Origin of the sequence: Muriicola sp. Z0-33 (genome assembly GCF_026126425.1) — a bacterium.
Classification (GTDB): Bacteria; Bacteroidota; Bacteroidia; order Flavobacteriales; family Flavobacteriaceae; genus JAFMPW01.
On sequence record NZ_JAFMPW010000004.1, the window covers coordinates 277,376 to 300,196 of the forward strand.

Below are 22,821 nucleotides of genomic sequence, written 5' to 3' on the forward strand. Positions count from 1 at the left end.
TCTAATGAAGCCTATATTAACTTTTCTTTTGTTGATGTCTTTTACTTTGGCGGTAAACGCACAACTTAGTGAACGCGTGGAAGATTTTCCAGCAAAATCGGAAATCATTGTATTTCCAAATCCCGCAAAGAATACTGTACATATTTTGGGCCTGGCAGATAGCCATAAAGCTTCAATTACAATTCGCAATACTTCAGGCGAGGTGGTTTTACAACATCGTTGGGCAATTCGTAATAATTCTGTAAGCATTCCTATCCCAAATCTCAAATCCGGAATTTACATGCTCTTCATAACCTCCAAAGAGCAACAGATAAAGAGAAAATTCTATAAAAAATAAGCTAGTTGCAGTAGATAATAAAGGCCATAAAAAAAGCCCCATGGAGATCCATGGAGCTTTTAAATTGTAAAATAATTTGTTTATCGCCTTATAAAAATAAGTTGTCCTCCAGTGTTGAAATTAGGGATATCCAGGTCTGCGGCATCCACGGTCATCGTATTCCCTGAAATACTTACATCTACTGATACGGTTTGGGCATTCTCATCAACAAAAGTAACTACTTGTCCGTCATAGGTATACGTACTGTTATCCATATCACTTTGGGTAGGGCATGGTACATCTAAGCCTGTTCCGCTTCCATTCACATTAATTTCAAGATAATTCACAGAATTTTCCGTTATCACCGTCAAATCCTGATTAAATGTAAGGGAAAGAATAAAACAGTCTTTTGCGGTTAAGAAATTAAGCAGGTCTCTGCCATTCTTTTCATCATCGCTAGCCGTGGCATTATCTATCATTAATTCATGGGCGTCCCAGGTTCCTTCAATATTACTTGCCTCGGAGCCAGCATCTTCTTTATCGGATGAACAGGAAAAAGCAACAACAGCGGCCATCAAAAGCATCAATACATTACGTTTCATCATATGTAGTTTAAAGAGTTAAGTACGGAAAAAACGCAAAATTTTGGCCGATAGTATATCAATTGCTGCTCTTTCTTAGAAAACAAACCTATATGTAGCCTTTAAAAGGAAGATATTCATAGGTTTCTCACCCCCAAAAACGTTATCCCCTAAACTTCTTAAAAGTCCTTCAGAAGGATCCCCTGATTGTGAAATATCCTGAGACCAGACAAGAAATATCTCCGATCCCGGGATGTATTCCCAGCGTATTACCAAATTAGACCTGAACTGAATAAATGAAAAATCGGGATCTCCAAAGCTAAAATCTGAGGTCCCGTTCATATCTTCATCGACAAAATACTCGCCATCTACAATTGAAATTTGATTATCATCATATAGATTAATTCTGTCGTCAAATTCTTTAGCCATAGGATCTATGACATGCTTAAATTCTGAATACCTGCCTCTGGAGATAAAGGGTTGTCCCCAATACTGGATTGTGAGATTGGGGTTTATGGTGTAATTAAGTCTGAAAGACATGCTAAGTGTCCTTTGTTCAATTTTTCCATTGAGATATCTTGTAGTACCATCAACATCTATATTATCTATAAATTGTAACTTATCATTATTTATACGATAAGACGGAAATGCTGAAATTCTTAAGGCATTGGTGGGTTGATAAGAAAAACCTGCTTCTATAGAATAGTAGGCACTTGAGTCATCAAAGGCCTTAGCCCCATTATGGAATGCACTGAATCTTAATTTTTTCCTGCTATCCGTATTTATGCTATTCCAAAAACTAAATTCCTGCGATTGCCTTAACCTGGGGCCACCTCTTAGAGCAAAATTTGAATATAGTATCGGCCTGTAATTGAACCCTATATTTGTAAACCAGTTATTTTTCCAATTTTGCCAGCTATTTGTATTGAATTGTAGTTGGTTGTGGTTCCCATCAAAATCCCAGACCGACCAGTGATTGTAATTGATTCCCACTCTTCTAAAAGTACTGTCTGGTTTTAGTGTCTGATAACCTATCCAGGTATAATGACGCATATCGTCGGCTTGTCTTTGAAAGCCAATATCGTTTAATTCCAGTTCAGGAGAACGCCAGGTAGCCCCGGTTTCAAATTTCCAATGCCCATCTCCTACTTTCCCCAATTGTATGTTGCCTCCTGAACCACTCATGGAGGTTCTGGTGGTATCTACTTCAACATGATCCGCACCAACTCTCTGAAACAAATGGGTTATAGATCTCTGGGTACTTTCAATGGCCTCTTCACTGCCTTTTACATGACTCCAAACCAAATTTCCCCCAATATACCAATCCCGATCGTTCCATTGATGTTTAAAATCGAAACCGCCGGTATATGCAGATTTGTGTAAAAAGTCTAATTCGTCAGTCAGATCTTCCCGGTTAGTTGCTGTAAACATTCCTCCGATATAGGTATCACCATCATTCATGTCTTTTTGTAGCCTCCCCACCATATAATTGGTCAGGGGTTCAACAACTTCGCGCCTGCGATCACCATTGCTGTCTATAGTTGCATGCCTTTTAGCGGTAATACTTTCTAATACCCCAATAGACCAGCCATCCTTAGTTTTACCACTAAACTTAGCAGCTCCCAAAATTGGAGTATTGTCTGGTTGGTCTACATATTCCCCGTCATTTGTATCCGGAAATCCCTGTGGGCTTCTGCCTATTCGCCGCGAATAAAATATGTTGTCGGCCCCAAAAGTGTTCCCGGCTTCTGACCTGGACACATTGAAGTCAAAAATATTGTTGTTTTCCACAAAAAAAGGTCGTCTTTCCTGGAAAAAGATCTGAAAGCCATCGAGTGCTATTCTTGAAGGGTCTGCGTCTACCTGGCCAAAATCTGGGTTGATGGTCAGATCTAGTGTCAGGTCATTAGTAATTCCGATCTTAGCATCTAAGCCACCTGTAACATCAGCGTTATTTCCATCCCTAAAGGGGTTACCATCTTCAGCTTCAAAGGTTTCAAATTTAGCAACCGTGTACGGTTGTATTTCAAGCTGTTTCTGTGGTTTTAAATTTATCAATCCGTGCATCTCACCAAATTCACTCACCCATCCTGGGGTATCTATTGGTTTTCTTTGCCAGAGGGAACGTTCCTCTTCTCGGAAAAAACGCCTGGTAGATTGAAGCCCCCAAACCTGGTTTTTCTCATTCCCAAATTTTAGCTGACTCAACGGAATTCTCATCTCTGCTGTCCAGCCTTCTTCATCGATATTAGTCCTGGTGTACCAAATGGGATTCCAGCTTTCATCAAAATTGTTACCATTGTTGGAGATGAATTCGTCTCCTTTAACGCCGGCTGCAGTCACCGTAAATGAGAAGGCGGTCCTTTTATCAAAATAACTATCAATATTTATTTCTATCCAATCTCCGGAAAACCCATCCCTTCTGGAAAGTCTTTGTTCTATTTTCTCGGGCTCTGCATCATAACATTTAAAGGCAACATAGAGGTTCTTGTCGTCATAGACTATTTTAAATTTAGTCTGGAAGGTTGGCGAGGTATTTTCATCTGGCTGAAATTCTATATAATCTCCGCCCCATTCAACCAGATTCCAGCTTGGGTCATTAAGTAAACCATCAATGACAGGTGGCTTTTCTAAATTAAGAGCTTTAGTATTGTATATCTTTTTGGGAACCACTGTTGTTGTATCTTGCGCCGATAACGAAAAATGTATAGCGAAGACCGCACAGATTATCAGGAGGTTGGATTTCATGATTTGTGTTTGATGACTGATGTGCTTTAAAGACCGCTAATTTCCGAAGTAGTTACACTTATTGGCTTAAAATGCCGAATTTTTAACAAAAGTTTACCCCATAGCCGGCAGATAAAAAAAAACTAGAAATTTATGGGAAATAAGCGCTTGTATTTCAACTTAATAATTGTACATTTGCAGCCCGTTAAACGGGATTAGTATGTTTAATCCATAAAAACTAAAGTAGTGGATACATTGAGCTACAAAACAATTTCCGCCAATAACAAGACTGTTGATAAACAATGGTTATTGGTAAATGCCGAAGGAGAAACTTTAGGCCGTCTAGCTTCGAAAGTTGCTAAGTTGCTAAGAGGCAAGCATAAACCAAACTTTACACCACATGTAGATTGTGGTGACAATGTGATTATCATTAACGCTGAAAAAATACAGCTTAGTGGTAACAAATGGGAAGACAAAACCTATCTTCGTTATACGGGTTATCCCGGAGGACAAAGAGCTACTACTGCCCAGGAGTTATTGGCTAAAAAGCCCGAAAGCATTGTAGAAAGAGCGGTTAAAGGGATGCTTCCAAAAAATAGATTGGGTGCAGAATTATTCCGCAACCTAAGGGTCTATGTAGGCACAGAACACGGTCAGGAGGCTCAAAAGCCGACGGAGGTTAATTTAAAAGATTTTAAATAATATGGAGGTGATTCATAAAATTGGCAGAAGAAAAACTGCTGTGGCAAGAGTATATGTTTCTGAAGGAAAAGGAAATATTACCGTGAATAAAAGGGATTTAAATGAGTACTTCCCAACGGCCACATTACAATACAAAGTTAAGCAGCCATTTGCCCTGACAGACAACGAAAACAATTTTGATGTAAAAGTTAATGTCTACGGAGGTGGTATTACTGGTCAGGCGGAAGCTGTCAGATTGGCTTTATCCCGAGCGCTTTGTGAAATTGATGAAGAGAATAGAAGCGCCCTTAAACCAGAAGGATTGCTTACAAGAGACCCAAGAATGGTGGAACGTAAGAAATTTGGACAGAAGAAAGCAAGAAAGAAATTCCAGTTCTCAAAACGATAATCTGGAAGTATACATATACTGAAACGAGTTCAGTATTCATTAATGTTCATTGAAAGTCTTGTTGTCATCAAGACAATTAAAACCCAAAAAGCCGTTAGGCCCTCTTGAATAGAGAACTCCAGCGGACTAATGGGGAAATTAGTTTAGCATCTAAATATTGGAGGCTTCATATGGCCTTTGGCCATTGATACCACTTCAGTATTGCTAATTCAAAAGAACGTAAACTAAAATTAAAATGGCAAAAAAAGCTGAAGTAAAAGAATTATTAGAAGCAGGTGTACACTTTGGTCACCTGACAAGAAAATGGAATCCGAACATGGCTCCCTATATCTACATGGAGCGTAATGGGATTCATGTCATCAACCTTTACAAAACTGTTGCAAAAATTGAGGAAGCTAATGAAGCTCTCAAAAAGATTGCAGCCTCCGGTAGAAAAATACTTTTTGTCGCTACTAAAAAGCAGGCAAAAGATATTGTAGCTGAGAAAGTGGCAAATGTAAATATGCCCTATATCACAGAACGTTGGCCAGGTGGAATGCTCACCAACTTTGTCACTATCAGGAAAGCCGTTAAGAAGATGGCTGCTATAGACAGGATGAAGAAGGATGGTACCTTTATGACACTTTCTAAAAAGGAACGTCTGCAGGTAGACAGACTTAGAGCGAAGCTAGAAAAGAACCTTGGTTCTATTTCTGAAATGACCCGCTTACCAGGAGCACTTTTTGTTGTTGACACAATGAGAGAGCACATTGCTGTTAAGGAGGCCCAGAAATTAAATATTCCGATTTTCGCCATGGTGGATACCAATTCTGATCCAAGACCTATTAACTACGTTATCCCATCTAATGATGATGCTTCTAAATCCATAGATGTAATAATGACGCAGGTAACCAATGCGATCGCAGAAGGATTGGCTGAGCGCAAAGCGGAAAAATCTTCTTCATCAGAAGGGGCCGATGTAAAAGCAAAAGAAGCTACACCACCTGCAGCAGCAAAGGCTGAAGAAAAACCTGAAGCAGTTAAAGAAGTTGCTGTAAAAGAAGAGGCAGCTGCAGCAGAAGTGGCGGTGGAAGAAAAGGCCAAAGAAGTAGCGCCAAAAGCGGAAAAGGCAGTTGAAGCTAAGGAAGAATCTCCTGCTAAGAAGGCCGAAAAAGCAACCGAGGCAGATAATCTGACTAAAATTGAAGGGATTGGACCAAAAGCTGCTGAGGCCCTGACAAATGCAGGAATAGATTCCTATGCTAAATTGTCTAAAAGCAAGCCGGAAAAAGTTAAAGAAATCTTGGCAGAAGCCAGTTCAAGAATGGCACATTTAGATCCAACTTCATGGCCTAAGCAAGCTAAAATGGCTGCTGATGGCAAATGGGATGAACTTAAAGAGTGGCAAGACAAGGTGAAAGCCGGTGTTGAATAATATATCTAAAAACAGAATAGCTATACACTAGCATATAAAAATTAAAACAATGATGGTAAAAGTTACCGCAGCAGAAGTAAACAACTTAAGAAAAACCACCGGAGCTGGTATGATGGATTGTAAAAATGCATTGGTAGAGGCAGAGGGTGATTTTGACAAGGCAATTGAGATTCTTCGTAAAAAGGGCCAGAAAGTAGCCGCAAAACGTGCTGACAGAGATTCTTCTGAAGGTGCAGTTATTGCTAAAGTAAACACTGGTAATACTAGTGGTGCGATCATATCTTTAAATTGTGAAACAGATTTCGTAGCTAAAAACGAAAGTTTTGTTACCCTGGCGAATGAATTAGCAGAATTGGCTTTGGATTTTGAGAATAAGGAGGCTTTTCTAAGTGCTAATTTCAATGGTATTTCGGTACAGGAAAAACTTACCGAGCAAACAGGTGTAATTGGCGAGAAAATTGAAATAGGAGGTTTTAGAAGATTAGAAGCTCCTTTTGTAGGGTCTTATATTCATGCAGGAAATAAAATAGCTACTCTTGTTGGACTGTCAGAAGCAGTTGATGGTGCAGCAGCTGCAGCTAAAGATGTAGCTATGCAGGCAGCAGCTATGAACCCGGTGGCACTTAATGAAGAAGGGGTTGATCAGGAAGTGATTGATAAGGAAATAGAGATCGCCAAAGATCAGTTAAGGCAGGAAGGCAAGCCCGAAGCCATGTTAGAAAATATTGCAAAAGGCAAGCTAAAGCGTTTCTTTAAAGATAATACCCTGATCAATCAGGCTTTTATTAAAGATAGCAAACAAAGCGTGGCACAGTATGTAAGTGGTGTTGATGCCAATTTAAAAGTTACTGATTTTGCCCGGGTTGCTTTGGGATAACAAAATAACAGACTAATTAATATAAACCGCCTTACATTTATTTGTTAAGGCGGTTTTTTTTATGAAATCTAATTACTCCCAGTCGCTCGCATCTAATTCAAACAATTCATTAACTCCTATTTTAAATATTTCGGAAAGTCGTAGCGCCAAAATTACGGAGGGTGCATATTTTCCAAGTTCCATCGCATTAATTGTTTGCCTGCTTACGTTGGCCAATTTAGCAAGGTCTGCCTGAGTAATATTGTTTTTGGCTCGTTCTACTTTTATATTATTCTTCATATGAAGTAGCTTTACGAAGTGACCAAAGTTTTAAATTGAACTTTACAATAAATAGTATCAGTATGGTAAACATATTGAAAACCATTACCCAGTAAAAGGAGATATCATATACCAGCAAAAAACTAAGAATTAAAATACCATAGTTCCAATATGTGGCCCACACCAGGGATTCCAACCTGATTTTTGTAATTAATTCATCTTCGTCTTTCTCTCGTGAGAATGCGACGAATAAGGAACTAATGATAATCAAAATTCCCAGTATTTCGTTTAGAATATTGTTATCAATTACCCCGGTAAAAGATTCTGAATTTGTAAAATCGTCCACAAATAATCCGAAAACGGGAATATCCAGAAAAAGTGGTTCCCATTCATTTATTAGAGTATACAATCCTAAAATTACAGAAGGAATAAGAATAATCAGACCAATTGTTTTGTAACGGGAAGCAAATAAATATTTTGTCGCCATGATGAATTTTTTTATTAAATGTAAAACAAACTTTACATTTAGACAAATATTTTTTACTTTTGATATCAAAATAAAAGCCCTGGCGGGATTGCAAAGGGCTTTTATTAATTTTTTCTTATCATCCGAAACGTCCGTTCAGCTGAACACCGTATTCATTGATAAGGTAATTTCACCTTAACTCTTCATCCAGACTTCTCTTAATTTGGCCTGCTCTGTTGTCTCATTTTCTACGGGCCTAATTCTGGTCACATTAACCATTGGCTTCCCCACTTTCCCCTTAAGGGTAATTTCCTCTTCTCCTCTTTGTACAACCATAGTAATTTCAGTTTCAGGACTCCACCCAAAACTTTGCCCAATAATAGGTCGGATGGCTTCCAGGTCTATTGGAGTGCCATTGATGTTTTTAATTACATCGCCCCCTTTGGCCCCCAGGTCCTTGAAAAATGTATTTAGCTCTATCCCCTTCCGGACAAATATGGCATCATCATTTGCCTGGTCCACATCGATAAAAGGATCCTGACCTCTGAGAAAGTATCCTGTCTGCTCTGGCTGCGTTGCACTTGTAAGCCCGGTTTTAGATAAATAAGTGCTATAGTCAATTGGTGTATCCCCAATTACATGAGTATTGAAGAATGTACGTACTTCCGGAAAGGTCATTGCTACAATCTCATCAATTAACTTATCATCTTCAAAAGGGGTGTTGTTTCCATACTTTTTAGAAAGCTCTTTCATTAACCAAAGCACTCCCTTTTCCCCATTACTAAGCTCTCTCAGGGTTATATCCAGCGCCATGTTGATTAGCGCCCCTTTTTCATAAACATTGGCATAGTTATCTTTATAAGGGTCATCAAGAATGTTCTTACTCATAGTGGTAAAAGACATAGCATCATCAAAGGCTTTAGAATTACTTATTTTACCCATTATCCTGCTATAAAACTCGGTTTCGTCTATCAGACCTTGTTGTATTTGGAAAAGGTTGGCAAAATATTCTGTTGTGCCTTCGTACATCCACAAATGCTCTGACATTTTAGGGTCATTAAAATCAAAAAACTGTATTTCCTTAGAATGCACATTCAACGGAGTAACAATATGAAAGAATTCGTGTGAAACCACATCAACCATTGCCTGTTCCAGTTGCTCCTTTGGCATTTGCTCTGGCAATACCACCACTGTAGAAGTATGATGTTCAAGGGCTCCAAAACCTCCGGCATCTGTATCCTCAAGAGTGGATAAGTAGAGTAAAATATTGTATTCTTTAGTGCCATCTATATCTCCTAAGAAAGATTTTTGAGCTCCCATCATTTTTTGCATCCGACCTTTAAGATCAGCTGCCGAATAGGCCCCGTTTGGAGAATAAACGCTAATAGTTACCGTAATATCATTGATCTGAAAAGACTCTGAAGCCGCATTATTATATAGAATAGGATTGTCTATGATATCAAAATACCTTGCCGCCAGATAAGTGTCAGCATCTGTAACCGTATCATCCGTTCTTTTCTTTAATGAAGTAGTAGCCGTTAGCCCTTCAGGAGCCTTAATGTTCAAAGCGTAAGGCACCTCCTTTAAGCCAGTAAAATATCCCACAAATCCGTGTAGGTTTAACATAAAATTTTCTCCCGCCATTATGTTGGTCCCGGCAGGTGAAAATACCGCTTCCTCCTGTTCCCTTTCCGTATCATAAGTGTCATTAACATAATAACTAATTTTATCCAGTTTGCGTGCACTGGAAATATTCCAGGTATTTTCATCAGACTTGCTAACCATTAATTCCTTGCCGTCATAATCAAATGCCTTTAAGTCTTCTATGTACTTACCATAATTGTCCGTACTATAAGTTCCGGGTACAGTTTTTGGGATAAAGAAAGAAATATCATCAGAAGTAAAAGCCCCCGGATTAAGTGACACCATAACTTTATCGTCCGATACATTAACCAGATCTATTGTGGTCGTAATCATACTGTTATCGGCAGTGACCAAAGCCTTACCAGTACCACAGGCAGTAACAAGTATGGCACTAAGAAGAAGAAGTAAGATATTTTTCATAAAATAATTTTAGATATATTGCACAAGGATATCAAATTTTCCTAAGCTTCTATTGCATGTTTGCAAATAATTAGGAACTTTTCTTAATCTAATAAACGCACTATCCCCGTAAATTATTTTGATTATTTTTGTTCGGAGTTAAGCCAAATGTCCTATGCAATATAAAAGAATACTACTAAAACTTAGCGGTGAAGCCCTCATGGGTGATAAACAATACGGGATAGACCCGGAAAGGCTGGCAGAATATGCTGAGGAGATAAAAGAGGTAGTAGATAACGGTGTGGAGGTTGCAATTGTCATTGGTGGAGGAAATATTTTCCGCGGTTTGGCCGGTGCCAGTAAAGGTATGGACCGCGTACAGGGAGACCATATGGGGATGCTTGCAACTGTAATTAACGGATTAGCTCTCCAAAGTGCCTTAGAGATAAAAGGGGTGCAAACCAGACTCCAATCGGCAATAAAAATTAATGAAGTAGCTGAACCCTTTATCAGAAGGCGAGCTATGCGTCATTTGGAAAAAGGAAGGGTGGTAATTTTTGGAGGTGGAACAGGTAATCCCTATTTCACGACAGATTCGGCCGCAGTGCTGAGAGCAATTGAGGTAGAAGCAGATGTCATCCTTAAAGGCACAAGGGTAGATGGGATTTATACCAGTGATCCTGAAAAAGACAAATCAGCCACCAAATTTGATACTATTTCATTTAAAGAGGTATTGCACAAGGGGCTCAAAGTTATGGACACCACTGCCTTTACACTAAGCCAGGAAAACGAGCTACCCATTGTCGTTTTTGATATGAATAAAAAAGGAAACCTTATGAAATTGGTGTCCGGAGAAAATATTGGTACCGTAGTTAACCTGTAATTTTGGTATAATTTGTGTTAATTTGATTTAAAATACTGTCATGAACGAAGAGATTAAATTTATATTGGATGCCACCAAAGAGAGTATGGATCATGCCATCACTCATCTGGAAAAAGAATTTGTTAAAATCAGAGCCGGAAAAGCAAGTCCATCAATGTTATCTTCGGTAATGGTAGAATACTATGGCTCTCAAACGCCTTTGTCTCAAGTATCAAATATTAATACCCCGGATGGTCGTACCATTTCTGTTCAACCCTGGGAAAAGAGTCTTTTACAAGAAATTGAAACAGCTATCATGAACGCCAATTTAGGCTTTAATCCTATGAATAATGGGGAAATGATCATCATTAATGTTCCTCCTTTGACAGAAGAGCGTCGGGTGCAACTGGTAAAACAAGCCAAAGCTGAAGCTGAAGATGCCAAAATTGGGGTAAGAAACGCAAGGCAGGAAGCTAAAAAGGAAATAAAAGAATTAGATATATCTGAAGATCTTGAAAGCAATGTGGAAGTAGATATCCAGGAGCTCACAGATAACTATACAAAGAAGATTGATGCTTTCTTAGAAAACAAAGAGGCAGAAATTATGAAGGTATAAAGTAAATTTTAATGAAATATCAAAGCGACCCCACCAGGTCGCTTTTTTTATTGTAATTCGTACCAATTTATTTTTTTGATATTTTCTCTTCTCCCTTTTGATTCGGGCGGATAATTTTTAGCCAAATAATTCACAATTATTTCTTCATTATCACCAAGATCCCATAGATTTTGAGTCTCTTGCATCCATCTGATGGCACTCACCCACCCTTCTTTACTTAGCCTGTTCTGAGTTAAGAGTTTTGCTGAATGGCAGCTGGTACAATTAGTTACCGTTTCCATAAGTCCTTCCGCTTCTACCAAACCCGTCCTCAAATGTATTCCATTTTCAATTCTATTGGGATCCTCTTCGGATACAGCAACGTATTCCTCATCCGATTTATCTGCAAAATATACCCCTATGATGGCCACCACTAAAACGGCGGCACATATAACTATAAGCACTCTGTACGCCGCCCTTTCTCTTTTCCAAAAACGTTTGTGATTTGTCATACCACCTTAATTGCGATTCGGTGACAGGCATTGTTTAGATAGCCCTTAGGGTTCCAGCCCGGGAGTACCATAGGCTGTGCCTTGCCTTCTGAATCTATGGCTTTAGCCCAAATTTCATAATACCCGGTTGCATCTAAAGGAATTGCTGCCGAAAAATGTTGCCAGGCCAAACGATTGGTTGGTTTACTTAATTGACAACTAACCCAGCTCGATCCAAAATCTACAGAATATTTTACTTCATTAACTTCCAATTCTCCTGCCCAGGCATGTCCGCCTATCGTAAGTGTTTTTCCCTTTTTTATTACCGCTCCTGATTTGGGAAAGGTAATCAGGGACTTTACAGGCATAGCCGTAATAATACACATATCTTTATCTTCAACTTTAGCTCCGGGAGCTACAGGTTCGCAGGGTACCCGGTAAGAGGTGCCGCCCATTTTTGCTCCATCATGTTCTTTATTGCGAATACTAATCCTGTTTACCCACTTGCCAGATGCAGAAGCAGGCCAGCCACCAGCTACAAGACGTAGCGGATATCCATGCGCTAACGGAATATCATCTCCATTCATTTTAAAGGCCAGTAGCGTTTCATCCTGAAGCGCCTTTTTAATAGGGACCCCACGAGAAATTGGTTCCTTTGATGGATCTCTGCTCAAATGTACATCCGCGGCATGATAACCTATATAAACAGCATCTTCCTTTATTCCGGCATCTCTAAGGACATCCCCCAGACGGACACCCGTCCAATTTGCACATGAAACAGCCCCAATTGTCCATTGATTTCCTTTAGCAGGTGGATTAAATTCACTCCTGCCATTGCCTCCGCATTCCAATGTAAGCTGATAGGTGTACTGTTGAAACCTGGATTTTAAATCATCTAAGGAGTAGGTTTTTTTGTTCGATGCAGACTCCCCGTCTATGGTTAGTTCCCATGCCGAGCTATCAATATTCTGAGGAATGAGGCCGTTATTGCGAATAAACATATATTCATTTGGGGTAACCGCATCATTAAGTAAATGTGCTTTGGCTTCAATATTCCATGGTTTATCGTTAAGTACGGTCATCTCACTGTCTTTATTAAACAGCTTAAAAGGATCTGCTTGCTGCAGAGCAAGTGGTTGGTAAGCCGAGGGCATTAATGATCCATTGACAATATCGGTTCCAATTGCAGCCGCCATTGCTGCCAATGTGGACCTATTTATAAATTTTCTCCTGTCCAAATTATGTAGAATTATATTACCAGCCCTAAAATACGGATTTTTGACCCCAAAGGAAACCACATCTCTACAATAGACTGCTGCAGGATTATTTGCCGCAGCATTCTAGGAACACTGCCAGGCATTTTTTACCTTTGCCGGCATCTTGCCTTAGGCAACAAAAAAAAGCCCCGCTGAATTGCGGGGTTAATTTCAACTTACTAATTCTACTATACCATTTTGAGGATAGGAGATTAGCTGTCAAAAGTAAATGGTAGCAAAGTTAACACAAGGTTTTTGGGCCAAAACAGCGAGGATAATTCTTCGTAACAGAATACTCATTCTTATTCTGATTGCTGCGGTAACTGTTTTTCTGGCTTTTCAATGGGAGAACATGCGATTCTCTAATTCGGAAGCCAACCTGCTGCCTGATGACCACCCCATAAATCAGCAGTACAATGCGTTTTTGAATTTATTTGGTGAAGAAGGCAATGCTGTGGTACTGGCTGTAAAAGATAGTATGGTATTTAATCCCACCAATTTTAACAGGTGGAATACCTTAAGTAAGCAACTCGATGCATTTCCTGAAGTAGATTTTGTACTCTCTACAGATAATTTACAAGAATTAATAAAAGATAAAGAAAAACAGGAGTTCTTACTTCAACCCTTTATTAAAACGCCACCAACCACCCAGAAAGAGATAGACAGCCTTAGTGCTCATTTGTTCAACAACCTTCCGTTTTATGACAACTTACTTTATAACAGTAGTAGCCAGACAATAAGAACGGTTGTTTATCTGGACCAGGACCTCGTGAATACTTCGGTGAGGAAAGATTTTATACTGAAAGATCTTTCTAATTTGGTTAATGAATTTGAATCAGAGACTTCACTGGATGTCAGAATTTCAGGGATGCCATATATCCGAACAATGAATTCTCAGAATATCATTGATGAAATAGGTAAATTTATTTTGGCGGCCCTTGCAGTAACCTCACTTATTTTCTTCTTCTTTTTCAGAAGTGTCAGGGCTACTTTTATTTCTATGTTTGTTGTGATTATTGGGGTAATGTGGGCTTTTGGGATCTTAGGGCTCCTTCAATATGAAATTACCGTATTAACTGCCCTAATACCTCCGTTAATTATTGTTATAGGGATCCCAAATTGCATATTTCTAATAAATAAATACCAACAGGAAGTAAAGAAACACGGAAATCAGGCTTTATCTCTGCAGCGGGTGATATCAAAGATTGGCAACGCTACCCTTATGACTAACGTTACCACGGCTTCGGGTTTTGCGACTTTTATTATTACCGACAGTAAATTACTCACAGAATTTGGTATTGTCGCATCCATAAATATTATAGGCATCTTTATTCTGTCACTACTTATTATCCCGATAGTGTACAGTTTTATGGCATTGCCAAAAACAAAACATTTAAAGCATTTGAACAAAAAGTGGATTGATGGTTTTGTAAACTGGATGGAACGCATTGTAAGAGGTAAAAGAATATCTGTTTATGTAATTTCCGTTTTACTTTTGGTAATCAGCATTATAGGGATTTATCAGATTAATATTTCTGGCAGTCCGATAGAAGACATGCCTAAGAAATCACAATTCTTCAAGGATATCCGTTTTTTTGAACAGGAATTTGATGGGATTATGCCGGTTGAAATAGTGGTAGACACCAAACGTAAAAATGGGGTGCTAAAACCCGCTACCTTGAGAAGAATGGACAACTTAGGTGAGGTGATAGAGGAAATCCCTGAGCTTTCAAAGCCTGTTTCTGTCGTTAATCTTATAAAGTATTCCAAACAGGCATTTTATAATGGCATCCCCAAATACTATCAATTACCAACGGCTCAGGAAAATAATTTTATCATGGATGTTGCGAGGAAGTCGAGCAGCAATGGTGACCTTCTAAAGAGTTTTGTCGATACAACAGGCCAGGTTGCCCGGATGACCACCTTTATGCGAGATGTAAAAACAGATCGGATGGAGGAGATTGGAGAAAGGCTTCAGGAGAATATTGATAAAATATTTCCTGCAGAACGCTATGACGTATACATGACAGGCAAAGCATTACTCTTTCTGGAAGGCACCAAATATTTGGTGAAGAATTTAGTGCTTTCACTTACTCTGGCCATTGGTCTGATTGCCTTATTTATGGCCTATCTTTTTCGTTCTTTCAGAATGATTATAATCTCTCTTATTCCTAATTTATTGCCATTGGTAGTGACAGCTGGAGTCATGGGATTTGTTGGAGTCCCTATAAAACCTTCTACCATTCTGGTATTTAGTATTGCCTTCGGGATATCGGTAGACGACACTATTCATTTCCTTGCCAAATACAGACAAGAGCTTATTGCCAATAAATGGCGTATTGAGAAATCTGTTTATGCGGCCCTACGGGAAACTGGTGTAAGCATGTTTTACACTTCCATTGTGCTGTTTTTTGGATTCTCGGTTTTTGTTATTTCAAATTTTGGGGGCACAGTAGCATTAGGTGCCCTGGTTTCTGCCACATTACTTTTTGCGATGCTCGCTAATTTAATTTTGCTGCCATCCTTATTAATTTCTCTGGAGCGAAGTATTGCGAATAAGGCCGTGCTTAAGGAACCTCAAATAGATATTCTTCCAAAGGACGAATTACCTCCGAGTACAGAGTAAGGACTCTTTTAGCTAATTCCTTATCAATTATATAAGGCTTTGAGCGGCTAGTTTTTATCAATAAGTTATCTTTGCGGTTCATATTTAGAATAGCTTTAAAATGAACGCATACAGTATCAAAGAGTTACTCTCATCACCCCCATTACAAAAGGAAGTTGTCATTAATGGGTGGGTAAAAACCTTTAGAAGTAATAGATTTATTGCCCTTAATGATGGGTCTACTTTAAGTAATGTGCAATGTGTAGTTGATTTCGATAAATTCGAAGAAAACCTTTTAAAGCAAATTGCCACGGGTGCCGCTATCAGGGTGACAGGAACTCTTGTTGAAAGTCAGGGAAGAGGGCAAAGTGTAGAAATTCAGGCTTCCGAGATTTTTATTCACGGAACTGCTGACCCTGAAACCTACCCTATACAGCCTAAGAAACATTCTATGGAATTCTTAAGGGAGCAGGCACACTTACGCGTAAGAACAAATACATTTGCTGCAGTTATGCGGGTACGTTCTGCGCTTGCCTTTGCAGTACATCAGTACTTTCAGCAGAATGGATTCTATTATTTTCATGCCCCGATTATTACCGGTTCGGACGCCGAAGGTGCAGGCGAGATGTTCAGAGTAACCACTTTAGACGAAAAGACCCCCCCTCTTGATGAATCGGGAGAAGTGGATTATAAGTCCGATTTCTTTGGGAAGGAGACCAACCTAACGGTATCTGGCCAGCTCGAAGCAGAGTCATATGCCATGGGGCTGGGCAAAGTATATACTTTTGGCCCTACCTTCAGGGCAGAGAATTCTAACACCTCCAGGCATCTGGCAGAATTTTGGATGATTGAACCCGAAGTGGCATTTGCAGATCTTGATGACAATATGGATTTGGCGGAGGACTTTATCAAAAGTATCATCAATTATATCCTCAAGAATTGCGAGGAAGATTTGTCGTTCCTGGAAAAGCGGCTACTTGATGAAGAGAAAACAAAGCCTCAGGCCGAGCGCAGCGATATGCCACTTATTGAAAAATTGAAATTTGTAGCGGATAACGAGTTTAAGCGTGTAAGTTATACCGATGCCATTGATATATTAAGGAACTCTAAACCAAATAAGAAGAAGAAATTCCAGTACCTCATTAATGAATGGGGTGCAGACTTGCAAAGTGAGCATGAGCGATATCTGGTAGAAAAGCATTTTAAGTGCCCGGTTATACTTTTTGATTACCCGGCTAATATTAAAGCATTTTATATGCGACTGAATGAAGATGGCAAAACGGTAAGGGCCATGGATATCTTATTCCCCGGTATCGGTGAGATAGTTGGAGGATCACAAAGGGAAGAACGACTAGAGGTATTAAGGAATAAAATAAAAGCTTTAGATATTGATGAAAAAGAGCTTTGGTGGTATCTGGACCTGAGAAGATTTGGGACCGCAAAACACAGTGGTTTTGGACTGGGCTTTGAAAGAATGGTACAATTTGCTACCGGAATGGGTAATATAAGGGATGTTATCCCTTTCCCCAGGACACCGCAGAATGCAGAATTCTAAATGGTATTATTTCTTTAACTTTATAATACAGGAAGAATATTTATTAAATGCTCAAACAACATTTACAGTTTAAATTATCACAGAAGCTTTCTCCTCAGCAAATACAGCTGATGAAGCTGATTCAATTGCCGACACAGGCATTTGAGCAGCGTCTAGTACAGGAACTCGAAGAAAACCCGGCCCTGGAAACGGGAAAGGAAGAAAGCAGTACCCTGGATGATGGTTTTGACAATACCGAGTATGAGGGTGAAGGTGAAGGCGAAACGGTCAATACTGAAGATATCAATATAGATGATTATCTGAGTGATGATGAAGTACCTGATTACAGGACCAGAGCAAATAACTATAGCGCAGATGATGACGAAAAAAGCATCCCATATGCTGCAGGGATCTCATTTAATCAATATCTCATCAATCAACTCAATACCGAATATCTTTCTGACGAAGAATGGGCCATTGCTGAATTTCTGGTAGGAAGTGTTGATGAAAGCGGATATATCAGAAGACCGCTTTCTGACATTACCGATGATCTTGCTTTTACTCAGAATATATATGTTGAAGAAGCAACCATTGAAAAGGTATTGAAAATTGTTCAGGATCTTGACCCTCCTGGGGTAGGTGCCAGATCGTTAGGGGAATGTCTTGTTAATCAATTAAAGAGAAAGGAGCAGCAGCCCGATGTTGTTCTTGCCATAAATATACTTGAAAAATCCTTTGATCAGTTCACCAAGAAGCACTACAAAAAACTGATTCAAAAACATGGAGTTACTGAAGAGCAATTGAAAGGGGCCATTTCCGAAATAGAAAAATTAAATCCCAAACCAGGCGGGTCTTACTCCGGAAGCAATAAAATCATTGAACATATTGTACCGGATTTTGCCATTAAAATTGTTGATGGGGAACTGGAACTGACTCTGAATGGGCGAAACGCCCCGGAGTTGCATGTATCAAGAGAATACAACAATATGCTGGAAGGCTATAAGAATGCGAAGGACAAGTCCAAATCCCAAAAAGATGCGGTGCTTTTCATTAAACAAAAGCTGGATGCAGCGAAGTGGTTTATTGATGCTATTAAACAACGTCAACAGACGTTGTTTATAACAATGAGTGCCATTATGCAATACCAAAAAGAGTATTTTCTAAGTGGTGACGAAAGAAAATTGCGGCCGATGATCCTAAAAGATATTGCGGACGCCATAGAAATGGATGTTTCTACGGTATCAAGAGTAGCGAACAGCAAGTATGTTGATACCCCTTACGGCACGAAGTTAATTAAGGAGTACTTTTCCGAATCTATGAAAAATGTTCAGGGAGAGGATGTTTCCACCAAAGAGATTAAAAAGATTCTGGAATCTGTTATTGGTGAGGAGGAAAAGAAAAAACCGCTAACCGATGACAAGCTCGCTTCAATTCTCAAAGATAAGGGCTACCCTATAGCCAGGCGTACTGTTGCCAAATACAGAGAACAACTTAGCATACCCGTTGCCCGTTTGAGAAAAGAGATATAATGAAGCTATTTCTCAAAATAATCTCGTATATCTTTCATCCACTTTGTATCCCTTTTGCAGGTACGGTTACTTACTTTATAGTTACTCCAAAATACAGCCCCCTGGAGCTCCAGAGCGGTAACGTACTTCCAATTTTTATACTGACAGTAATTATACCTATTATCAGCTTTTTTATTTTAAGGAATCTCGGAATTGTCAGCTCTGTATTCCTGCCCAATAGGAAGGAACGCAAATACCCCTTAATGATCAGTATTCTATTACTGTGTATGGTGCTGCTCAAAGTAATCCCAAATAATTATGTTGTTGAAATCTACTTTTACTTTGTTGGCCTTATAACCGCATCATTTGCAAGTTTACTGTTGTTATTTTTTAAATTGAAGACCAGTCTGCACCTCATGGGTATGGGAAGTTTACTGATGTTTATAATAGCACTGAGCATTCATTTCGAAATAAATATTACTATTGCCATTAGCTTTTGGATTTTAGCCACAGGACTTGTAGCTACTTCACGCCTCTACCTAAATGCACATAGCAGAGGGGAAGTTCTCGTTGGCCTTTTATTGGGAATTGTGTCGCAGTTATTGACGTTGAAATTCTGGTTGTAAACACCAAATATTACCTGGAACATTTTTAAACAATGAAGGAGTAACAAAAAGGAATTGCTATAAAATGTAAAAAATAATCCCTATTCTCAGAGGAGTAAAATCTATATTGCTATTATCTACAGTTTGAGTACCGCTTTCGAAAAATTCGTTTAAGGCGTAGTATGCATGCACATTAAAGGTATTGTATCCCAAATTAATCATGATACCGTACTGAAAATTTACTGTATCCGTATTATAAAAAGAAAACTTTTCATCCATTGAAACAAACTTAGATCTGCTGCCTACTACATATCCCAGTTTTACTCCTGTATATACACGCCAAAACTTATAGCTGTCAGCAGTAGAATTTCGCCATCTGAATTCTATTGGCATTTCTATGGCATGGGTTTCGATTTTGCTTCTTTTAAAGGAAGTACCACTTTCCAGTACCCGGTATTGAAAGCCATCGGTTGTTTCTGTTACCTGCAAGTTTGTAAAATAGGAATTAACCGAATACCCCAAACCAATTCCGAAGGCAATATTTCTTCTGGCATTAATGGGAATGTCCTTAATTATGCCCCCTTGTAATCCGTATGACAAATTACTTTGTGTCACATTATCTGGTTTATTAAGAAGAAAATTATAATTAAGCCCTACATAAAATTGATCCTCCAAATACTTGGAACCAACAGCCGAATCACCGGAAGATTGCGCATTTATGCTCATTGAAAATAAAACAATCAGAAGTAATACATACCGAATCATATAGAAATAAAGGTAAAATAAATTAAAGGTTTTTCGGCATAAAAAAACGCCTCAAATGAAAATTTGAAGCGTTTTGATAACTTAAGTTTGAAATTGCTTATTGTAAGTTTCTAAAGGCATCACCTTCATAGGTGGTGTAATTTATCTTTAGAGCGTTTACTTTACGCAGTTCTAATTTGATATCAGAAAGCAAGCCCATATTAGCATCTTTATCCACTTTCATTGCAGTGGTCAATACGTTCTGAAGTTCCTGTGGCTTCTTAGCTCTTTCTTGTAAAATAAAGTCGCCCACCTCAGAAACACTCGCAAATTTATCATTCAACTGTATTTTTGGTTCTGTACCAAATACTTTTTGATATTCACGAGTAGGTTTACCTACATAGATATACAATACCCTATCTTTCTTTTCGAGCTTTTTAATTTCTGTGGCATTCGGTAATGTATTCTGCACCATTAAAGAGCTATCCTTCATTACTGTTACCGTCATAAAGAAAAACAGGAGCATAAATACAATATCTGGTAATGATGCCGTCGAAACCGCTGGCAAATCTCCATCTTTCTTTTTATTGAATTTAGACATAATTATAAGGTATAAACTATATTAATTACTACTCGAAGTTTCGGCTTCTGATAACTTCTGAGGAAACAACTTCTGAACATTCTGAACCTTTTCCTTCAGTTCATCCCGAACACTTTCCGGTGTTTCAGGATTTAAATATTCTGCCTCCATATCTGTAAAGTCTCTTTTATAGAGCCTTTGTGATTCCCTGTTACGCAGATCATTATACGCCCCTACCAACTCGTTTTGAACGGTTATATAAGTTGCATACTTTGTCTCACGGTCATTCTTAAGAGAGATGATCGCCTTATCCGGGTTATCAGAAGAATTGGCATCTCTTTTACCTTTACAGTAATTACAATAAAGTGGGTCTCCTGATGGAGCACCTCCATTATCTAAAAAGGCCATTGCTTTCGCCCTTAAATCCTTAAGGTTTGTTAACTCTTCTTCTACAAGAAGCTGACCATTCTTATTAATGTTAACAGTAAATATATTCTTCTGTTTAATGATAACATTTTCATCTGGTGGTTCAATTGGCGGCAACATTCTGTCTAAACCTGCATCTGTTTCTATAGTAGTTGTTACTAAGAAAAAGATGAGTAATAAGAATGCGATGTCTGCCATAGAACCTGCATTAACCTCTGCTGGACCTCCTCTTCTTCCCATAATCTAATTTTTATATGTTATTTACTTATCATTTTCTTTAATCCTCCCCACAACATGGAACCTACAGCTACCACGGTGAGGATAAAAAATACATTTAATCCCATACCTATTTTTTTGATAGTGGATTCATCGGACATAGCTTTGTATTCCTCAGCTACATCAGTACCGCTCGAAATTCCATAGGAGATTCCGACAACTACTGCCAGCCCTACAATTACATATAAGGTTTTCTTTAAACTAGCAGGATTGGAGAATAAGTTCTTCAATGTAAAAAGCAAACTTGCAATTACCGCAATGCCCAGGAGCAGGTATGTCAGGAGAAACATGGTATTCATGGCACCATTATCTATCGCTTCTGAGGCTGGAACTTCCCTTCCAGGAAGCATAAACCAGCAAATAAGTCCTGCTAACCCAATGACTGCCAATACTATTTTAACTATTTTGTTCATAACGCTTTCGTCTTAAGGGGTCCGACTTATTTTTTGTGGTCTACCAACATATCAATCAATGTGATTGATGAATCTTCCATATCATTTACAATGCTATCAATCTTAGCGATAATATAGTTATAGAAAATTTGCAGGATAATTGCCGTAATAAGACCAAATACCGTTGTCAATAACGCCACCTGAATATCACCTGCAATCAAAGAAGCACTTAGGTTACCTACAGCACTAATTTTCTGGAAGGCCTGGATCATACCAATTACCGTTCCCATGAAACCAAGCATAGGAGCAATAGCAATAAATAATGAAAGCCAGGAAACATTTTTCTCTAACTGACCCATTTGCACTCCTCCGTAAGCAACAACTGCTTTTTCTGCAGATTCTACACTCTCACCTGCTCTGTCTAATCCCTGATAATAAATAGAAGCAACGGGGCCTTTTGTATTTCTACAAACCTCTTTAGCGGCTTCAACACCACCAGATGCAAGGGCATCTTCAACTTGCTGTTTTAATTTATTTGTATTAGTACTTGCCATGTTCAAGTAAATAATTCTTTCAATAGCAACAGCCAAACCTAGAATCAAACAAAGTAGAACTATTCCCATGAAACCTGCGCCCCCCTGGATGAATTGTTCTTTTAATACTTGAGTGAATCCCTTCTCAGTTTGTACTGCAGCATCGTCCTGAAGCATAACCGAAGCAGTAACTACAGTAGAAGATACATTTGAAACTATAGCGTTCACATTTGCGCTTACCGTATTTGTACTTAATACAAATAGCCCAGCCATAGCCAGGATTGAGAATAATTTTTTCATTTCTTTCAAACTTAAATTTAGTTAGTTAATAGGGTTAAAGATAAAAAAAAAATACAATTAAAAAATTAAATCTTTTCCGCGTAGCCCAAGTATTTCCAATGTTCTCTGTGCATTGGGTTTTTGTATGATCTAAATACCATAAGATGAGTATTCCACTCACTGACATCTACAGACAACAAAAAGGCTTAATCGGACTCTTTGGAAAATTTCTTTTTCATTTTGCCAAACAGAAATCCATATAAAAATCTCTGCTGAAAAAAGCAATGCAATCCCCATACATTATAATACTAAAGGATTCACTCGCTATGCTCGTGCATCCCAAAAGACTATGCTGGCAATACA

Annotated in this window: 23 protein-coding genes; 11 read left to right on the top strand and 12 right to left on the bottom strand. The window is 38.7% G+C overall.

Annotated features, from left to right (window positions below; all coding sequences use genetic code 11):
- The first annotated feature begins 4 nt into the window (after positions 1–4).
- A complete protein-coding gene (locus J1G40_RS08505; RefSeq protein WP_265242195.1) occupies positions 5–337 on the top strand; it encodes a T9SS type A sorting domain-containing protein in 333 nt (110 codons plus the stop codon).
- A gap of 80 nt (positions 338–417) precedes the next feature.
- On the opposite strand, the gene J1G40_RS08510 is transcribed toward J1G40_RS08505, so the two are convergent.
- Positions 418–921, bottom strand: a complete 504-nt coding sequence (locus J1G40_RS08510; protein ID WP_265242196.1) for a lipocalin family protein — start codon at positions 919–921, stop codon at positions 418–420.
- 72 nt (positions 922–993) lie between these two features.
- Complete coding sequence (locus J1G40_RS08515; RefSeq protein ID WP_265242197.1) at positions 994–3,645, bottom strand: carbohydrate binding family 9 domain-containing protein; 2,652 nt, start codon at positions 3,643–3,645, stop codon at positions 994–996.
- A 225-nt stretch (positions 3,646–3,870) separates the two neighbouring features.
- Here J1G40_RS08515 and rplM point away from each other — a divergent pair, with 225 nt between their 5' ends.
- The 4 genes from rplM to tsf all read left to right on the top strand — a co-directional run bounded on the left by rplM (position 3,871) and on the right by tsf (position 7,005).
- Entirely contained in the window at positions 3,871–4,326 is a 456-nt protein-coding gene (rplM, locus tag J1G40_RS08520; RefSeq protein WP_265242198.1) for a 50S ribosomal protein L13, read from the top strand.
- A gap of 1 nt (position 4,327) precedes the next feature.
- The gene (rpsI, locus tag J1G40_RS08525) at positions 4,328–4,714 is read left to right on the top strand and encodes a 30S ribosomal protein S9 (protein WP_265242199.1); all 387 of its coding nucleotides are present in this window, start codon (positions 4,328–4,330) and stop codon (positions 4,712–4,714) included.
- A gap of 235 nt (positions 4,715–4,949) precedes the next feature.
- Positions 4,950–6,128, top strand: a complete 1,179-nt coding sequence (gene rpsB / locus J1G40_RS08530; protein WP_265242200.1) for a 30S ribosomal protein S2 — start codon at positions 4,950–4,952, stop codon at positions 6,126–6,128.
- A gap of 52 nt (positions 6,129–6,180) precedes the next feature.
- Positions 6,181–7,005 carry a translation elongation factor Ts gene (gene tsf / locus J1G40_RS08535; RefSeq protein WP_265242220.1) on the top strand — a complete coding sequence of 275 codons (825 nt, stop codon included), beginning with the start codon at positions 6,181–6,183 and terminating at the stop codon, positions 7,003–7,005.
- Positions 7,006–7,077: 72 nt separating this feature from the next.
- On the opposite strand, the gene J1G40_RS08540 is transcribed toward tsf, so the two are convergent.
- The 3 genes from J1G40_RS08540 to J1G40_RS08550 form a co-directional block, all read right to left on the bottom strand.
- Complete coding sequence (locus tag J1G40_RS08540) at positions 7,078–7,284, bottom strand: helix-turn-helix transcriptional regulator (RefSeq protein ID WP_265242201.1); 207 nt, start codon at positions 7,282–7,284, stop codon at positions 7,078–7,080.
- Positions 7,274–7,750: a hypothetical protein gene (locus J1G40_RS08545; protein WP_265242202.1), complete on the bottom strand. Its 477-nt coding sequence runs from the start codon at positions 7,748–7,750 to the stop codon at positions 7,274–7,276. The genes J1G40_RS08540 and J1G40_RS08545 overlap by 11 nt, the downstream gene beginning before the upstream one ends.
- A 174-nt stretch (positions 7,751–7,924) precedes the next feature.
- The gene (locus J1G40_RS08550; RefSeq protein WP_265242203.1) at positions 7,925–9,793 is read right to left on the bottom strand and encodes a peptidase M61; all 1,869 of its coding nucleotides are present in this window, start codon (positions 9,791–9,793) and stop codon (positions 7,925–7,927) included.
- Positions 9,794–9,947: 154 nt separating this feature from the next.
- Between J1G40_RS08550 and pyrH the strand changes: the two genes are divergently transcribed.
- Together pyrH and frr are read left to right on the top strand one after the other, a co-directional pair.
- Positions 9,948–10,655: a UMP kinase gene (pyrH, locus tag J1G40_RS08555; protein WP_265242204.1), complete on the top strand. Its 708-nt coding sequence runs from the start codon at positions 9,948–9,950 to the stop codon at positions 10,653–10,655.
- Positions 10,656–10,695: 40 nt separating this feature from the next.
- A complete protein-coding gene (frr, locus tag J1G40_RS08560; RefSeq protein WP_265242205.1) occupies positions 10,696–11,250 on the top strand; it encodes a ribosome recycling factor in 555 nt (184 codons plus the stop codon).
- Positions 11,251–11,297: 47 nt separating this feature from the next.
- Here frr and J1G40_RS08565 read toward each other — a convergent pair whose 3' ends face one another.
- Together J1G40_RS08565 and J1G40_RS08570 are read right to left on the bottom strand one after the other, a co-directional pair.
- Positions 11,298–11,741: a monoheme cytochrome C gene (locus tag J1G40_RS08565; RefSeq protein WP_265242206.1), complete on the bottom strand. Its 444-nt coding sequence runs from the start codon at positions 11,739–11,741 to the stop codon at positions 11,298–11,300.
- Positions 11,738–12,958 (bottom strand): sulfite oxidase, encoded by a 1,221-nt coding sequence (locus tag J1G40_RS08570; protein ID WP_265242207.1) that lies wholly within the window; start codon positions 12,956–12,958, stop codon positions 11,738–11,740. The genes J1G40_RS08565 and J1G40_RS08570 overlap by 4 nt, the downstream gene beginning before the upstream one ends.
- Before the next feature lie 247 nt (positions 12,959–13,205).
- Between J1G40_RS08570 and J1G40_RS08575 the strand changes: the two genes are divergently transcribed.
- From J1G40_RS08575 to J1G40_RS08590, 4 genes are all read left to right on the top strand, one after another.
- Entirely contained in the window at positions 13,206–15,602 is a 2,397-nt protein-coding gene (locus tag J1G40_RS08575) for an efflux RND transporter permease subunit (RefSeq protein ID WP_265242208.1), read from the top strand.
- 100 nt (positions 15,603–15,702) lie between these two features.
- On the top strand, positions 15,703–17,136 hold the full coding sequence (asnS, locus tag J1G40_RS08580; protein WP_265242209.1) for an asparagine--tRNA ligase: 1,434 nt from the start codon (positions 15,703–15,705) through the stop codon (positions 17,134–17,136).
- Positions 17,137–17,183: 47 nt separating this feature from the next.
- Positions 17,184–18,644, top strand: a complete 1,461-nt coding sequence (rpoN, locus tag J1G40_RS08585) for an RNA polymerase factor sigma-54 (protein ID WP_265242210.1) — start codon at positions 17,184–17,186, stop codon at positions 18,642–18,644.
- The gene (locus tag J1G40_RS08590) at positions 18,644–19,249 is read left to right on the top strand and encodes a phosphatase PAP2 family protein (protein WP_265242211.1); all 606 of its coding nucleotides are present in this window, start codon (positions 18,644–18,646) and stop codon (positions 19,247–19,249) included. The genes rpoN and J1G40_RS08590 overlap by 1 nt, the downstream gene beginning before the upstream one ends.
- A gap of 57 nt (positions 19,250–19,306) precedes the next feature.
- Here the strand turns inward: J1G40_RS08590 and J1G40_RS08595 are convergent, their stop codons facing one another.
- The 5 genes from J1G40_RS08595 to J1G40_RS08615 all read right to left on the bottom strand — a co-directional run bounded on the left by J1G40_RS08595 (position 19,307) and on the right by J1G40_RS08615 (position 22,479).
- Complete coding sequence (locus J1G40_RS08595) at positions 19,307–19,954, bottom strand: porin family protein (RefSeq protein ID WP_265242212.1); 648 nt, start codon at positions 19,952–19,954, stop codon at positions 19,307–19,309.
- 136 nt (positions 19,955–20,090) lie between these two features.
- A complete protein-coding gene (locus tag J1G40_RS08600) occupies positions 20,091–20,573 on the bottom strand; it encodes an ExbD/TolR family protein (RefSeq protein WP_265242213.1) in 483 nt (160 codons plus the stop codon).
- Positions 20,574–20,594: 21 nt separating this feature from the next.
- On the bottom strand, positions 20,595–21,218 hold the full coding sequence (locus J1G40_RS08605) for an ExbD/TolR family protein (RefSeq protein ID WP_265242214.1): 624 nt from the start codon (positions 21,216–21,218) through the stop codon (positions 20,595–20,597).
- 17 nt (positions 21,219–21,235) lie between these two features.
- Complete coding sequence (locus tag J1G40_RS08610) at positions 21,236–21,667, bottom strand: hypothetical protein (RefSeq protein ID WP_265242215.1); 432 nt, start codon at positions 21,665–21,667, stop codon at positions 21,236–21,238.
- Positions 21,668–21,693: 26 nt separating this feature from the next.
- The gene (locus J1G40_RS08615; RefSeq protein ID WP_265242216.1) at positions 21,694–22,479 is read right to left on the bottom strand and encodes a MotA/TolQ/ExbB proton channel family protein; all 786 of its coding nucleotides are present in this window, start codon (positions 22,477–22,479) and stop codon (positions 21,694–21,696) included.
- Between the last annotated feature and the right edge of the window lie 342 nt (positions 22,480–22,821).

Excerpts from the sequence above, each read along its gene's own strand:
- J1G40_RS08505 (WP_265242195.1), top strand. The coding sequence starts at position 5 with ATGAAGCCTATATTAACTTTTCTTTTGTTGATGTCTTTTACTTTGGCG.
- J1G40_RS08595 (WP_265242212.1), bottom strand. The coding sequence starts at position 19,954 with ATGAGCATAAATGCGCAATCTTCCGGTGATTCGGCTGTTGGTTCCAAG.
- J1G40_RS08510 (WP_265242196.1), bottom strand. The coding sequence starts at position 921 with ATGATGAAACGTAATGTATTGATGCTTTTGATGGCCGCTGTTGTTGCT.
- J1G40_RS08610 (WP_265242215.1), bottom strand. The coding sequence starts at position 21,667 with ATGAACAAAATAGTTAAAATAGTATTGGCAGTCATTGGGTTAGCAGGA.
- J1G40_RS08550 (WP_265242203.1), bottom strand. The coding sequence starts at position 9,793 with ATGAAAAATATCTTACTTCTTCTTCTTAGTGCCATACTTGTTACTGCC.
- J1G40_RS08600 (WP_265242213.1), bottom strand. The coding sequence starts at position 20,573 with ATGTCTAAATTCAATAAAAAGAAAGATGGAGATTTGCCAGCGGTTTCG.
- tsf (WP_265242220.1), top strand. The coding sequence starts at position 6,181 with ATGGTAAAAGTTACCGCAGCAGAAGTAAACAACTTAAGAAAAACCACC.
- J1G40_RS08565 (WP_265242206.1), bottom strand. The coding sequence starts at position 11,741 with ATGACAAATCACAAACGTTTTTGGAAAAGAGAAAGGGCGGCGTACAGA.
- J1G40_RS08605 (WP_265242214.1), bottom strand. The coding sequence starts at position 21,218 with ATGGGAAGAAGAGGAGGTCCAGCAGAGGTTAATGCAGGTTCTATGGCA.
- asnS (WP_265242209.1), top strand. The coding sequence starts at position 15,703 with ATGAACGCATACAGTATCAAAGAGTTACTCTCATCACCCCCATTACAA.
- J1G40_RS08540 (WP_265242201.1), bottom strand. The coding sequence starts at position 7,284 with ATGAAGAATAATATAAAAGTAGAACGAGCCAAAAACAATATTACTCAG.
- rpsI (WP_265242199.1), top strand. The coding sequence starts at position 4,328 with ATGGAGGTGATTCATAAAATTGGCAGAAGAAAAACTGCTGTGGCAAGA.
- J1G40_RS08545 (WP_265242202.1), bottom strand. The coding sequence starts at position 7,750 with ATGGCGACAAAATATTTATTTGCTTCCCGTTACAAAACAATTGGTCTG.
- J1G40_RS08615 (WP_265242216.1), bottom strand. The coding sequence starts at position 22,479 with ATGAAAAAATTATTCTCAATCCTGGCTATGGCTGGGCTATTTGTATTA.
- J1G40_RS08575 (WP_265242208.1), top strand. The coding sequence starts at position 13,206 with ATGGTAGCAAAGTTAACACAAGGTTTTTGGGCCAAAACAGCGAGGATA.
- J1G40_RS08590 (WP_265242211.1), top strand. The coding sequence starts at position 18,644 with ATGAAGCTATTTCTCAAAATAATCTCGTATATCTTTCATCCACTTTGT.
- frr (WP_265242205.1), top strand. The coding sequence starts at position 10,696 with ATGAACGAAGAGATTAAATTTATATTGGATGCCACCAAAGAGAGTATG.
- rpoN (WP_265242210.1), top strand. The coding sequence starts at position 17,184 with ATGCTCAAACAACATTTACAGTTTAAATTATCACAGAAGCTTTCTCCT.
- J1G40_RS08515 (WP_265242197.1), bottom strand. The coding sequence starts at position 3,645 with ATGAAATCCAACCTCCTGATAATCTGTGCGGTCTTCGCTATACATTTT.
- pyrH (WP_265242204.1), top strand. The coding sequence starts at position 9,948 with ATGCAATATAAAAGAATACTACTAAAACTTAGCGGTGAAGCCCTCATG.
- rpsB (WP_265242200.1), top strand. The coding sequence starts at position 4,950 with ATGGCAAAAAAAGCTGAAGTAAAAGAATTATTAGAAGCAGGTGTACAC.